The organism is Ginsengibacter sp. (genome assembly GCF_057362405.1).
The window spans coordinates 1-12,534 of the sequence record NZ_JBMQQG010000017.1 but is presented as its reverse complement, the minus strand read 5'-3'; the positions used below and the strand labels follow the sequence as shown (position 1 = coordinate 12,534).

The 12,534-nt window shown below is 37.6% G+C and carries 16 protein-coding genes; 9 read left to right on the top strand and 7 right to left on the bottom strand.

Annotation, left to right across the window (positions count from 1 at the left end; genetic code table 11):
• Both ACO1O5_RS01430 and ACO1O5_RS01425 read left to right on the top strand, forming a co-directional pair.
• A partial coding sequence (locus ACO1O5_RS01430; protein ID WP_486267752.1) for a cyclic nucleotide-binding domain-containing protein occupies positions 1-297 on the top strand: 297 nt, incomplete at its 5' end.
• A gap of 111 nt (positions 298-408) precedes the next feature.
• Positions 409-894 carry a cupin domain-containing protein gene (locus tag ACO1O5_RS01425; RefSeq protein WP_486267750.1) on the top strand — a complete coding sequence of 162 codons (486 nt, stop codon included), beginning with the start codon at positions 409-411 and terminating at the stop codon, positions 892-894.
• Between the two features lie 230 nt (positions 895-1,124).
• Here ACO1O5_RS01425 and ACO1O5_RS01420 read toward each other — a convergent pair whose 3' ends face one another.
• The 3 genes from ACO1O5_RS01420 to ACO1O5_RS01410 all read right to left on the bottom strand — a co-directional run bounded on the left by ACO1O5_RS01420 (position 1,125) and on the right by ACO1O5_RS01410 (position 2,853).
• A complete protein-coding gene (locus tag ACO1O5_RS01420) occupies positions 1,125-1,367 on the bottom strand; it encodes a hypothetical protein (protein ID WP_486267748.1) in 243 nt (80 codons plus the stop codon).
• 39 nt (positions 1,368-1,406) lie between these two features.
• Positions 1,407-1,586, bottom strand: a complete 180-nt coding sequence (locus tag ACO1O5_RS01415) for a hypothetical protein (RefSeq protein WP_486267746.1) — start codon at positions 1,584-1,586, stop codon at positions 1,407-1,409.
• A gap of 127 nt (positions 1,587-1,713) precedes the next feature.
• On the bottom strand, positions 1,714-2,853 hold the full coding sequence (locus ACO1O5_RS01410) for a hypothetical protein (protein ID WP_486267744.1): 1,140 nt from the start codon (positions 2,851-2,853) through the stop codon (positions 1,714-1,716).
• Positions 2,854-3,597: 744 nt separating this feature from the next.
• Here ACO1O5_RS01410 and ACO1O5_RS01405 point away from each other — a divergent pair.
• From ACO1O5_RS01405 to arr, 4 genes are all read left to right on the top strand, one after another.
• Complete coding sequence (locus ACO1O5_RS01405) at positions 3,598-4,473, top strand: alpha/beta fold hydrolase (RefSeq protein WP_486267742.1); 876 nt, start codon at positions 3,598-3,600, stop codon at positions 4,471-4,473.
• Positions 4,474-4,905: 432 nt separating this feature from the next.
• A complete protein-coding gene (locus ACO1O5_RS01400; protein ID WP_486267740.1) occupies positions 4,906-5,301 on the top strand; it encodes a hypothetical protein in 396 nt (131 codons plus the stop codon).
• 198 nt (positions 5,302-5,499) lie between these two features.
• On the top strand, positions 5,500-6,021 hold the full coding sequence (locus tag ACO1O5_RS01395) for a nuclear transport factor 2 family protein (protein WP_486267738.1): 522 nt from the start codon (positions 5,500-5,502) through the stop codon (positions 6,019-6,021).
• 661 nt (positions 6,022-6,682) lie between these two features.
• The gene (gene arr / locus ACO1O5_RS01390) at positions 6,683-7,090 is read left to right on the top strand and encodes an NAD(+)--rifampin ADP-ribosyltransferase (protein ID WP_486267754.1); all 408 of its coding nucleotides are present in this window, start codon (positions 6,683-6,685) and stop codon (positions 7,088-7,090) included.
• Positions 7,091-7,415: 325 nt separating this feature from the next.
• Here arr and ACO1O5_RS01385 read toward each other — a convergent pair whose 3' ends face one another.
• Both ACO1O5_RS01385 and ACO1O5_RS01380 read right to left on the bottom strand, forming a co-directional pair.
• Complete coding sequence (locus ACO1O5_RS01385) at positions 7,416-7,793, bottom strand: DoxX family protein (protein WP_486267736.1); 378 nt, start codon at positions 7,791-7,793, stop codon at positions 7,416-7,418.
• A 184-nt stretch (positions 7,794-7,977) separates the two neighbouring features.
• A complete protein-coding gene (locus ACO1O5_RS01380) occupies positions 7,978-9,339 on the bottom strand; it encodes a MutS-related protein (protein WP_486267733.1) in 1,362 nt (453 codons plus the stop codon).
• 446 nt (positions 9,340-9,785) lie between these two features.
• Here ACO1O5_RS01380 and ACO1O5_RS01375 point away from each other — a divergent pair, with 446 nt between their 5' ends.
• From ACO1O5_RS01375 to ACO1O5_RS01365, 3 genes are read left to right on the top strand one after another with little or no spacing between them, the layout of a single operon-like run.
• Entirely contained in the window at positions 9,786-10,112 is a 327-nt protein-coding gene (locus ACO1O5_RS01375) for an ArsR/SmtB family transcription factor (protein WP_486267731.1), read from the top strand.
• 3 nt (positions 10,113-10,115) lie between these two features.
• Positions 10,116-10,598: an SRPBCC domain-containing protein gene (locus ACO1O5_RS01370; RefSeq protein ID WP_486267729.1), complete on the top strand. Its 483-nt coding sequence runs from the start codon at positions 10,116-10,118 to the stop codon at positions 10,596-10,598.
• A 23-nt stretch (positions 10,599-10,621) separates the two neighbouring features.
• Positions 10,622-11,203 carry a dihydrofolate reductase family protein gene (locus ACO1O5_RS01365; protein WP_486267727.1) on the top strand — a complete coding sequence of 194 codons (582 nt, stop codon included), beginning with the start codon at positions 10,622-10,624 and terminating at the stop codon, positions 11,201-11,203.
• Between the two features lie 86 nt (positions 11,204-11,289).
• On the opposite strand, the gene ACO1O5_RS01360 is transcribed toward ACO1O5_RS01365, so the two are convergent.
• Together ACO1O5_RS01360 and ACO1O5_RS01355 are read right to left on the bottom strand one after the other, a co-directional pair.
• The gene (locus ACO1O5_RS01360) at positions 11,290-12,216 is read right to left on the bottom strand and encodes an adenylate/guanylate cyclase domain-containing protein (RefSeq protein WP_486267725.1); all 927 of its coding nucleotides are present in this window, start codon (positions 12,214-12,216) and stop codon (positions 11,290-11,292) included.
• A 39-nt stretch (positions 12,217-12,255) separates the two neighbouring features.
• Positions 12,256-12,534, bottom strand: a 279-nt coding sequence (locus ACO1O5_RS01355; protein ID WP_486267723.1) for a YceI family protein, incomplete at its 5' end; no start/stop codon positions are given.

Here is a 12,534-nt window from a genome sequence, read left to right as displayed (position 1 = left end):
ATCCAGGCAATGGAGGATTGCGAGTTGCTCTGTATCTCGAAATGCGACCTTGATAAATTAGAGGATCATATTCCCAAATTGAAAGCGCTGTTTGAGGAGAAGAAACAAAAAATGATTTTTGCGACAATGAATAATTTGAGGGAAGTAAAATCTCTTACGCCTGAAGAGCGGTATTTAAATCTCGTCAAAAAACATCCACATATTTTTCAAAGGATTCCCCAACAGTACATCGCTGCTTATCTGGATATTGAACCTCCATCTTTAAGCCGCCTGAGAAGCCGGTTATCAAAAAAATGAATTCTTAACCAAGGTTAACCTGCTTTTTAACCAAGGTTATTTGATAAAAAAGCAACACCAATCATCTTTACAGAGTTAATTTTTTTTATCACTTCATAATTAACTCAAAAAATGCAAACGAATCAATTAGCAGAAACAACTAAAACCGTACTGGCAGACGGTGAAGGCTTAAGGCTTCAATCAGGCCCCGGCCGTGATCTTATCTTCAAAGTTACCGGTGATGACACTGGCGGCGCATTTGACTATTTTATTGTGGAGGTATCGCCAAAAAGCGGCCCACCACTTCATGTGCATCATTTTCAGGAAGAAACGATCCATGTTCTGAAAGGTGATTTCAAAATTAGAATTGGAGACGAAATTTTTTATTTAAAAGAGGGCGGCTTTGCCTATCTGCCATCGAAGATCCCCCACGCCTTTCTAAATCTAACTGATGAACCCGGAGAGGTTATTGTGGTCTATACTCCCGGCGGCGGACATCATTTTTATGAAGAGCTTGGGCCACTTACCCGAAATGGTCACCCGGATCGAACCCTTGTTGCCCAAGTCTTTGAGAAATATGGAATGACGTTACTTGGCCCCCCATTAAGCCAGGATTGAGCTTAGCATTAATTCATCGATTCATCATACAGTAATTTTTAGCCTCCGAAAGTATTGCTTCTCTTTCGCAAGCCCGCATCAACTCCTCGTGAGAGCCACCTTCTTGGTGCAAGCATAACCTTCAAACTGTGGAGACTTAGTGCATGCGTCCGTGTACGAGGGCCTAAAACGGCCATGAATAATAACAAATAAAAACCTGCGTGTATGGTTAGTTGTTAGTAAGGCTTAATTTAATTATGCTTGAAATACTTAACAATAGTATTAAAGAATGGCATATAAGACTTATCGCCATAATTGTTAATCTTTTTTGTCGTCGGATATGCTTTTTGATTAGTTCGGTCGTAAAAAAAACCATTGGGGTCAACATCATATCGTTCCCCGTACCAATTTTTGAGCGTCCATAGAAATGCATATTTATATTTTACGCTATCACTGTATTTAGTTGGGTTATTTTTAATTTCGGCTGTATCCACAATTTCATAGGGCCATGGGTATACTTTACTAATAAACTCTTACATTCTTTTTTCATCTTTTTCTCTTAGAGGATATTTGGCAATTAAAAGGGTACAGGTATTCGGGTCGAAATCCGGTGGAATCCAATGTGCTGGGTCAGCAAAGGTTCTATTGCTCTGAGCGTGAACAAAGGAGGGAATTAATATTGTAATTATCAATCCGTAAATGGCTTTTTTCATTTTAAATTTATTTTACATTATATGTTCAATAATTTTTTTCGCCCTGTTGGCGCGAAAATGTTCGTTAACCGTGCTGGTGCAATCGTAGGTTTAGCCCCCTCTTGGTGCAAGCGTAGGGAAAAGTATTTTAAAATATATACCCCAGCTGTAAATTATAATAGGTACCCCCGCCAAATGTAAGCCCCTTTTGTTCAGCCATAAAAGCAACAAACGATTTCCCGAATGATATACCCGGACCAATACTGCTAAATGCCGTAAAATAGGAATCTGTATGTTCGTAACCGGTGCTTCCGGTGTAATTCAATTTTACAGAGGCCGGAATAATTCCAAAACTAATGAATGGAGCAATCTTTCTTCTGGTTAAATAGTAAGTGCCTTTTACCGGGAACCTGTACATTGATATTTTATCATTTTCTTTTTCAAGGGTAGCAGGATAAAAAAGATCATATTTCAATTTTGTAATATTAAATCCGAAGGAAAAAGACAATCTTTGATTAGCGTCGGGGTTTGTAACTGCAATAAAAAAACCGCCGGATATTCCCGAACTATTGTTTGCATTTCTGTAATTAAAAAATGTATAAGACGCATTGATACCCAACTTGATTTTTACTTTCTCTATATTTACGTATGATTGCACAGGTACACCAGGTTGTATACAAAGATTGTATTTTTCAAAAATTTTCAACATTGACTTTTTACTGAATTCTGTCTTCATAATCATATTTTCATTTATTGAACTACAATCGCTGAACAGTTTTTTTAATTCTCCGGTATAGTCTTTATGTAAACTGTACGTGTTGTCATCCATTATTTCAGATTGTCGCAATACAGTAAAAACATCTCCCTTTTTCGCTAAAAAAATATGGTCATTACTTTGTTCAAATATGATCTTAATCTCTTCTTCTTTCAGCGCCAGGTAGTACAGGCTGCAATATCCTTTTAAAAGCAGGATGGCAAATCTTTTTTCAGAAATATTTTCTCCCGCTATTACATGCTCGTATGTAATGGTCTCACAAGTGATATGTTCGTCCTCTAAAATAAAACCCAACAGATCACCCGGTTTAAATTTCTGTGCAGTATTGCTTCCAGTTTCTTGTTTAAAAGTTATTCCTTCAGACAACCGGCTGTCCCTTACACGGTCAATATAACCCCGGAGAGTATCACCATCTCTTTTAATAATGCTTGCCCTTACAAAATATCCTTTCTGAGCTTTGGCGGCTAAGCAGCCGAAAAGAAATACAAATGTCAGTAAGTAAATTATTTTCATGTGGTCATTTTTTTGGTAGATACAGTTAGTCAGGAATGATTGGTCTGCCTGCTGATTCTCCAATCATATTAAATATAACAAAATAAAGATGAGTGCTTGTCTGTTCATGGTTGCGTTTGATTTATTTAAGGCATAACATCTTGCTGACATTATCATTCGGCTCGCTGCTTTGTCGGAAATCTATATTAGTCAACTCTCACTTAAATCTGATAGATAAATAACGGGGGCAAAAAAATTGTTTGTGAAGATATATATTGAATGCCAATAATAAAAGTATATCGAAGTAATTGTCAGGAATTCATGCAGCTGTGAAGTTTAATTTTTTAGCCTCTGTAGGGTGTTACCTCTCTTTCGCAAGCCCGCATCAACTCCTAGTGAGAGCCGCCGTTCGGTTTCATGACCGACGGCCAACCATTGTTGCGTTCCCGTTTTGTTTCAAAAAAAGTTTTATGATAATGGAAGTAACAACTTTAATATGTTGAGGTATTTGCGTGGGTGTAGAAACTAAAGTTAGCGAAACTAACGGTTACGAGCACATTAACTGCAGCCGGGAATGTACTCGCTTTTCTACCGCCGGCGGTCGTGCTGCGGCGACACCAAATGACAGACACACACTTTTTCATTTGATGGAGAAAAAAGTTTGTCGCAATCCCACCTTCAAGTTGTCGTATTTGAACCATGTAAAATCCTAAAATGATTTCCATATTTGCATTATCAAATAAAATTCAAAAATTAAAAACGTTTATGAAAAAAGTAAATAGAGATTTTAGGATTATAAAATCAGTTGTAATATTAGCGATGCTTTTTTTTACAGCATTTCAATCCAATGGACAACAAGTTAAACCTGCCGACAGTGGCTACGCCCCTGTTAATGGCACTAAAGTTTATTATGAAGTATATGGCGAAGGTGAACCTATCGTTTTACTGCATGGTGCTTTTTACACTATTCAAATGAACTGGGGACAATTAATACCTGAATTGGCAAAAACAAGAAAAGTAATAGCCATTGAATTTCAAGGGCATGGCCACTCACCGTATTCCGACAGAAAATTAGATATTATGACTTTTGCAAAAGATGTGGAAGGAGTAATGAATTACTTAAAAATTGATAGTGCTGATGTAGCAGGATACAGTATGGGCGGCTCTGTTGCTTATCAATTTTCTGTACTATGCCCTAAACGTTTAAAAAGATTAGTAATCATTTCTTCTACTTACAAAACTGCGGGTTGGTTACCCATAGTGAACACAGGTTTTAAAGATTTTAAACCTGAATTTTTTGATAACACACCAATAAAAACCGCATACGATGAAGTGGCGCCTGATAAGACAAAATGGAGAAGTTTTCTAAAACAAATGTTTGATTTCGCAAAAGTACCATTCAACGTTGGTGACTCTAATATTGCAAATATTGCTGCGCCTGTGTTAATTATATCTGGTGATAATGATGGACTGGATAAAATTGAGTTGATGAAGACATATAAATTGTTAGGAGGCGGTGTTTCTGCAGACTTACAACCAATGCCAAAATCGCATTTGGCTATTGTTCCTTCGCAGGGGCATGTGAGCTTAATGATGCAGACAAAAACAATCTTAGATTATTTTGAAAACTTTTTAAACTAAGCACTATCGAAATAAACCCTGCTTAAAAAAGATATTAGCTTAACAAAAAGAAGCACGAACCCTGCCTTTCGTCCAGGCATATAAGTTGGTTGTTTAGCAATCTTTGTCGCATAGCCTTGTTCGTTAGCGATCCTTATGCTAGAGTAGAGGATTCCCGTGCTGGCCTGAGTATACTTAAATAAATGAATGCTCTTTTATATCTGCCTGTTAAAAAGAAACATTAATTAATATTCTTAACCTATTGGATTCACTAAATAAAAATATTACTTTGGATTGATAATCCGGTAACAATCGGATGACTTTACGCAACCCAACAAAACAAAAGCGAATATGAGTATTGATAAAAATTAATGATCTGTAAAATTGGGAGTTGGGGTTTATAGGGAAATACAAAGGTTAGGCAGTAATTATTTATCATATCAAAAATCTAACATGACACGATCAATTCCACTATGGGTAACAATTGTTGCCAGCTTGATGACCTTAAGTATCTTAGCATTTTCCATAAATCTTGTTGTTTATCCAAAAACTTTTTTTCCCGACACTGATTTTTTAGCAAAAGATGTAAGACATTTTACGACCATGTGGGCTATGAGACAATTTTCTTTTGGGGCTCTAATAGCTTATTCCCTCATTAAACAAAGCTCTCAAATACTTAAAATTGCGCTTGCATTGGTGATTCTTGTAAATATATTTACCATATTTGAAGGTGCCTTTATAAAAAATAATTTTTTAATTGTTGAGTCAATAATTTATTGCCTTATTTCAGCGATAATGATATTTGCTATAATTAAAAAAGAAAGAGTTTTGACATTGCAAATAGGGTAACTAGCCATGTTGGCGTGAGTATACTCAAATAAAAAAATCCTCTTATGGGCCTGCCTGTTAAAAGGAACCTTAAACTGACGTGCTAATAATTGGTCGGTATCAAATTGTTAGTGGTGTAATCAGAGTTATGATGATTCTATATTCAGCATTTAGCCTGACAAACAGTGAACAGTTAATCATAAATTTGGCAACAGTCGCGTGCAGACGAATAATTATTATCCCGCCTGCGCAAAGCTGTGGCCGTTTGGGGCCACTATTCAAATTCAAACTTTCACTTTTATGGCCGGGCATTCTTTAATTTACGCAACGACAATACTGGCTTTTTCGTTATGCATTTCCAATTGTAAAACCAACCATAACAGTTCAGGCATCATTGACGGCATGAGCCACTACGACAGATTACTTGAGAAAATGGATTTTGACTCCATTGCGCTTCAATACACTCCTGACGGTGAATTGGGTGATGTAGCTAAAGGTCGTGACACGATCAGGAATTTTCTTAAGAAATTTTCAGAATATAGGGTATTATCAAATAATTCAATTACTGATTCCATAAAAATATTTGGCGACACTGCCATTCAAAAAGGAACCTATAAACAAGTGACTATACTTCCGACAAAGGACACTGCACATATAAAAGGACAATTCGAAACCCATTGGATATGGAACCCGAAGGACGGTTGGAAAATATCAAGAATGACTACAAAACCTATACAGTAAGAAATAACGAGCGGCGCTCCATGTGACAAGAATGTCTCAATAAAAAAACCTCTTTCTTTTATATCTTGTGCAACGTTTAAGTAATTAAGGACTGTGTATTTTGTTTGGAGCTAAGTTCAATTTATATCAGATATTTATAGCAGTGCCAGGAATTAGTATTATGGAGAGTACGGGTCAGAAAATAAGTATAGTGAAACGAACGGTCATGAGCACGCTAAGTGTAGTGGAGGTTTGACTTTATGTTAGTTGGCGGTTATTCCCGGACGCTCCAAAGGCCTAAAAACAAACAACTGAATTGACATTAAATAAATCATAGTCAAAATAAATGGAATTCTCCCCATTCAATAATATTGTTAAACTTTGTCTTCAAGGTATGGAGTTGGAAGGAAAAGGTAAACCTGGAGAGGCGCTCGAATTATTTTTGCAAGGCTGGGACGAAGCGACAAACGACTTTGAAAAATATATTGCAGCTTATTATGTAGCCCGACATCAAAAAACTATTTCCGGCACGTTGAAATGGCTTGAAACGTCTTTGCAGTTTGCTTTAAAAATAAATAATGATGCTGTTAAGAGTGCTTTCCCTTCTTTATATTCAAACATTGCCAGATGCTATGAAGAACTAGGCGACCGTGAAAAGGCGAAAGAGAATTCTGAATTAGCAATTTTATTTAACAACAACCCAGCTGACAAAGGTCCCTTTTATCACGGGACCAAAGCAGATTTGCAGATTGGCGATTTGCTGACAGCGGGAGGCAGTTCAAATTATAAAGCTGAACTCAAAATGAATCATATTTATTTCACGGCTATGGTTAATGGCGCAGGCCTTGCTGCTGCATTAGCAAAGGGTGATGGACATGAACATGTTTATATCGTTGAGCCAACAGGAAGTTTTGAAAATGATCCGAATGTTACAGACAAAAAATTCCCGGGCAATCCGACACGATCATTTCGCAGCCAGGCACCATTGAAAATCGTTGGAGAAGTAGCAGATTGGGATAAGCCCACGCCCGGAGAACTCCAAAAATGGCGCGATAAGCTGGCGAATAATAAAGGGGAAATTATTAACTAAAGACTGGACGAATACAAAACAAAAACAAAGAACCGCTGACACGGGTTTTGCATTAGTGGGCGAACCATCAACGCTATTGCTGTCAGAATCATTAACCCGTAATTTAGGTTTGTTCAATTCGACATAAAAAAATAATACATACGCCCCGCCCAGGCATTGCGGGCGCTTTATATTCACCCGGTCTCTCATATGCCGTTCAAAGAATGTTTAAATAAAAAAGCGCTCTAATCCGGCGATCGGGTACCATACTTAAATAACCAGCGAGGGTTGTTCTTTGTAACTAACGGTTATGAGCACACTAAGTATAGCCGCCGGCAGAAAATAATTATGTTTTAATTTTCTTATGCCAGAAATAATAAGACAAAATACCCGGCACTATCCATATCAGCATGGTGAGCATCAAAGGGTCGAACTTGCCCGGACCGGCTATACCTGAATAGACAGCGCCTGCAAGATCAAAAAACAGGCCTGCATAAGCCCATTCTTTTATCCGGTTTAAACCCGGTATTAAAATTGCAATAACGCCGAGCAATTTTGCAATACTTATAAATTGTATAAAATATACAGGATAGCCGAGGCCATCGTGTATTACCTGGATGGCCTGTTGGGAAGGCTTTATACCGCCCACCGCAGAAAATACCATTAGCGCTGCGAAAATGATGGTACAAATCCAGTAAACTGTGTTGGTGGCTTTTGGTGTCATTTAGTTTTGTTTTAATTTCTGAATTGTTTTCTACCAATAAAAATAAGGTACAAATTTCATTTTTGCAGGTGCCATTGTTTGTTTCTCCAGGCCGTCGTTAGAATGTTTAAATATGAAAATAATTCTTTCCCGCTTGCCTTGCGGGCGATGAAGAAATTATCGGGAAAACCAACGACCGCAAAAGTTATAGGTTTTGTTTTTTTTCTTGCTTTCTCACAATTTCATCCAGGATGTGAAGAATATTCTCATTCTTTATAATTAACAAGCCGATCCGTTCTTCTGAAATGCCCTTTTTTAATTTGAAGTCATATACGGGTTGTTGATTAATAAGCTCCGATCCAAAGCATCTGAACATTATGGTGTCTTTGCTTTCAATGGTATTGGCAATTTCTAAAATATGTGTTGAAATAAAGAAGATATTATTTCTGATTTTAGCTAATGCTGAAATTATCATTAAGGAGGCGTCGTAAGCATCTTTAACGTTGGTTCCCCGAAACAACTCATCGAAAATAATTAGAAATTTACCCTCGGGTTTAATTTTAAGCGCCAGATCCTTTACTCTTTTTACTTCGGAATAGAAATGGCTGTAACCGAGATTCATATCGTCGGTTAAATTAATAGTGGTAAATAATCCATTTAGTATGGAGGTTTTTAGAGATTTTGCCGGAACGGGGAACCCAACATGGGATAAATAAATCATTAGTCCCACAGTTTTTAGGAATGTTGATTTCCCCGACATATTTGGCCCTGTTACAAAACACAAGTTTGACTCCTGGTTAAATGAAAAACTATTTTTAACGGGCGAGGGGAGGAAAGGATGGAAGCCATCAACAACATCAAATATTGTTTGAGTTTCTGTATAATAGTCAGCTAAACTGAATCCTTCATTTTTCATTACCTGGCTCAAGGTCTGAAGGACATCGATTTTATAGACTGCGGTCAGCAACTCTCTGAATGTTTTCTTTTCAGTTACCCGGAAAAATTGGTCCAGGTTATTGATTTGCGAAGAATTCAAATCCCTGGCCTGTTTGGGAGGACTTTTAAATAAACCATTTAATTTTCTAGAAGAGGTTATCTTCTTTATCTTTTCGAGTTCTTGTTCCAGGCTCACCGGCATGAGAAGTGTTTTAGCTTTTTCTATAAACTTGTCAACGTCAATAAGTAATTGAACGATGTGGAAAATGCCTTCGGTGATGGTATAGTAGTCGCTACTTAGTTTAATCTTGTTTGATAATGCATTGAGTGTGGCGTCAATTATATTATTCCTGAGCGGGGATCTTCGGATTGCAAGATAGTATTCAATATAATCTAATTGTCTTTTATATAGTTTTAAGTGACAGTCATGGAGAAAAAAGAAATTAATTTCTTCTTTCCTGGTTTGAAGAAAGTCACGATCAGCAACAGGATTACTGAGCATTTCATAGAGTGTATCTTGTCCCCCAACTGTGGCTGTCCTGTTGAAGACAGAATATATGGAATTGCCATTTTTTGTATCGGTAAAGAGTTCAAGGTCCCGGATTGTCTGCTTATCAATATCGAATATCATATATCTATCTTTGGGCCTTGTCAGTGGCAGGATTTACCATGTTACAATAATTAATCTGGTTCAGTTTATTATCGCCGGTATTTGAGAAACAGTTGTTAAGCAAATATACACAGCGTTGGATAGAACTTAAATTGTAATGCTTTTTGATGCAGAAGGATCATGCAAATCAAACAAAGTTGTCCCCGATTTCGTCCCCGCACATGAGTAAATTTTTTAGCGCAAGATATGTCGCATAGTCTTGTACGTTAGGCATGTTTGTGCTTAAGTAGACGATCCCCAGGCTGCGCTTCGAATGTTAAAATAAGAAATCTCCATTTACGCTCTTTGTAGATCGACTTTAAACAACCCAACATAGCTTTCTATTAATTGCCTTATTAAAATAAGAGCAAGAAAATTTTGTGCAGTCAAATAGCTGCGCTATATTTGCAGTCAGGTAACTGCATAAAATGGAAGCACGCAGAGATATATTCCAGGCAATCGCCGACCCGACACGTAGAGCCATATTGGCTTTGCTGGCATTGCAGGCAATGACCCCGGGGGCCATCGCAGAAAACTTTGATTCTTCGAGACAAACAATTTCGAAGCATATCCAGATTTTGACAGAATGCCAGCTTGTAAAGCAAGAGCAAAAAGGGCGTGAAATAATGTATCACTTTAATCCTTTAAAAATGAAAGAAGTGTCAGACTGGGTCAGTCAATATCAACAACTGTGGGAAAAGAAGCTTGACTCCCTGGAAAATTACCTGGCTAAGATTCAAAAAAAGAAGAAATAAAAGATGGAAAATTATAATTCATTCAAACAGGAAGGGAACATTCTTATCCATACAAGGATTCTTGATGCCCCAAGAGATTTGGTATGGGAAGTATGGACCTCACCGGAACATATAAAAGAATGGTGGGGGCCAAATGGTTTTTCGCTAACTACCAAATCAATGAATGTAGAACCGGGAGACACCTGGGATTTTATCATGCACGGTATGGGACGGGATTGGGTTAATAAAATTGAGTATGTAGAAGTGAAAAAGCCATCCCTGTTGACCTATAAACATTCTGGTGAAAGAAGCGACGATTATAACTTTACCGTTTCGGTTTCATTTGAAGAAGTTGAAGGGAAAACCTTATTGACAATGAAGTCAGTATTTAAGTCAGAAGCAATTATCGAAGAATTAAATAGAAAGGTAAATGCCATTGAAGGTGGTAAGCAAACATTAATCCGACTTGAAAACTATCTCAACTTATTAGTTAGTAACAAACATTAAAAAACAATAACAAACAGAACCATATGAGAAAAATAATTTCGTTTATGCATGTATCGCTTGACGGCTTTGTAGCAGGGCCAAACGGAGAAATGAATTGGATTAAAGTTGATGAAGAAATTTTTGATCATGTAGGTAAGCGGATAAGCCAAAGTGATGCGGCATTATACGGACGGGTAACTTACCAGATGATGGAAAATTACTGGCCTACAGCAGGAGACAAGCCGGGAGCCAGCAAGCACGACATTGAACATTCAAAGTGGTATAATAAAGTTCACAAAATTGTTTTATCTAAAACAATGAAAGACGCGAATTTGGCCAATACAAAAATTATTAGCGATAACCTTTCGCAGAACATCAATGAAATAAAACAATCCCGCAATAGCGGGAATGAAGACATCTTGCTTTTTGGCAGCCCGAGAGCAACACATTCACTTATTCAGCTGAACTTGATTGACGGCTACTGGCTATTTGTTAATCCCATAATTCTTGGACAAGGCATTCCATTGTTTGTAGATATCAAAGAGAAAATAAATCTAAAACTATTGACTACACGGCAATTTACTTGCGGGGTAACTGAACTGAATTACACAGTGGACAGGCAATAGCAATGGGCCGCTAACAAAGTAATTGCCACCTGGTATTCGTATGGTTCGAATCGTTATTTGCTGTTGTATGCTAACATTATCAATTATTAATTATTGGAGTAGGGTTTGCCAAGATGATAAACCCGCACATCTTCAACGATACCTTTGGCGTGTATCGTATCAACCGCATCTTTAGAAGAGTGGCTAAATACCAAATCAGCAATTTTTTCCGATATCAAAAAATTATTATTGAGTTCACGTGTGGCAGTTTGAATTCGCGATGCTACATTAACGGGATATCCCATTACGGTTAGATGATTTTTTTTGTTTATGATGATATTACCAACGATGACCGCGCCTCCGTGAAGCCCGATTCCAATTTCCAGGGTGTGATGAAAATGTATTGCCAGATATTGTTTATTGAATTTTTCCAGTTTATGCAGTATTTCTTCACATGCTGCAACGGCAGATCGGGCAGCATTCGCAAGGGATGTGTCCATTCCAAAAACGGCATATAAACCATCACCCGCAGTTTCAATAATTCTGCCACCATGCTGGTTAATTTCACCTTCAAAAATCAGGAACATTTTCTTTAAGATATGCACAATATCAAAAGGAAGAAACGACGCTGTAAATGGAGTAAAATTTCTAATATCCAGGAACATTAAAACCAATTCTTTTTCATACGGAAGATCTTTTTCGTGTATGGGTAAGTACAATTCTTTGTCGGTATCGTCGCGGATGATGCGTTGTATTTTTACCGGCTGACCGTTAACGGTTGTTTGGCAGGCAAGTCTTATTTCCGGTGGAAGATTATAATCTTTAACCAAAGCCAGTTCTTTTTGATTTCTTTCTGAAAGATGTGCCAGCCCTTCCAGCACGAGGATGCGACAGGTGCTGCATTTAGCATTACCGCCGCAAACATGATAATGAGGTATTCCCGCCCTGAGTGACGCACTTAGTATACTTTCGTTTGTCCTTATGTCAACGCATTTTTCTTTTAAAAACTCTACCTGGAAATTTTGTTCAGTCATCTCAGCATGTTTTCAAAGCTTTAAATAACGCGTCACAATTTAAGATTGTTTTACTAATTGTATTTCCGCAAAAAATTTCACTTCGTCACTTACCACAACATGCCCTGCTTCTGTCACCGCGTCCCAGGTAACCCCAAACTCCTTGCGGCTTAATTTCCCTTCAACAGTAAAGCCAGCTTTCGTTTGTCCGTAACCGTCAGTTGCAATGCCGCCAAATTCAACCTGCAAGGTTATAGGTTTTGTAACGTTTTTAATGGTGAGATTGCCTGTAAGTTTTCCTTTATCTTTTGCAACGGAATAGCTGGTGCCAACAAATTT

What these genes read in the sequence shown, in the direction of transcription:
- ACO1O5_RS01425 (WP_486267750.1), top strand. Translation starts at nt 409, where the DNA reads ATGCAAACGAATCAATTAGCAGAAACAACTAAAACCGTACTGGCAGAC.
- ACO1O5_RS01415 (WP_486267746.1), bottom strand. Translation starts at nt 1,586, where the DNA reads ATGAAAAAAGCCATTTACGGATTGATAATTACAATATTAATTCCCTCC.
- ACO1O5_RS01410 (WP_486267744.1), bottom strand. Translation starts at nt 2,853, where the DNA reads ATGAAAATAATTTACTTACTGACATTTGTATTTCTTTTCGGCTGCTTA.
- ACO1O5_RS01405 (WP_486267742.1), top strand. Translation starts at nt 3,598, where the DNA reads ATGAAAAAAGTAAATAGAGATTTTAGGATTATAAAATCAGTTGTAATA.
- ACO1O5_RS01400 (WP_486267740.1), top strand. Translation starts at nt 4,906, where the DNA reads ATGACACGATCAATTCCACTATGGGTAACAATTGTTGCCAGCTTGATG.
- ACO1O5_RS01385 (WP_486267736.1), bottom strand. Translation starts at nt 7,793, where the DNA reads ATGACACCAAAAGCCACCAACACAGTTTACTGGATTTGTACCATCATT.
- ACO1O5_RS01380 (WP_486267733.1), bottom strand. Translation starts at nt 9,339, where the DNA reads ATGATATTCGATATTGATAAGCAGACAATCCGGGACCTTGAACTCTTT.
- ACO1O5_RS01375 (WP_486267731.1), top strand. Translation starts at nt 9,786, where the DNA reads ATGGAAGCACGCAGAGATATATTCCAGGCAATCGCCGACCCGACACGT.
- ACO1O5_RS01370 (WP_486267729.1), top strand. Translation starts at nt 10,116, where the DNA reads ATGGAAAATTATAATTCATTCAAACAGGAAGGGAACATTCTTATCCAT.
- ACO1O5_RS01365 (WP_486267727.1), top strand. Translation starts at nt 10,622, where the DNA reads ATGAGAAAAATAATTTCGTTTATGCATGTATCGCTTGACGGCTTTGTA.
- ACO1O5_RS01360 (WP_486267725.1), bottom strand. Translation starts at nt 12,216, where the DNA reads ATGACTGAACAAAATTTCCAGGTAGAGTTTTTAAAAGAAAAATGCGTT.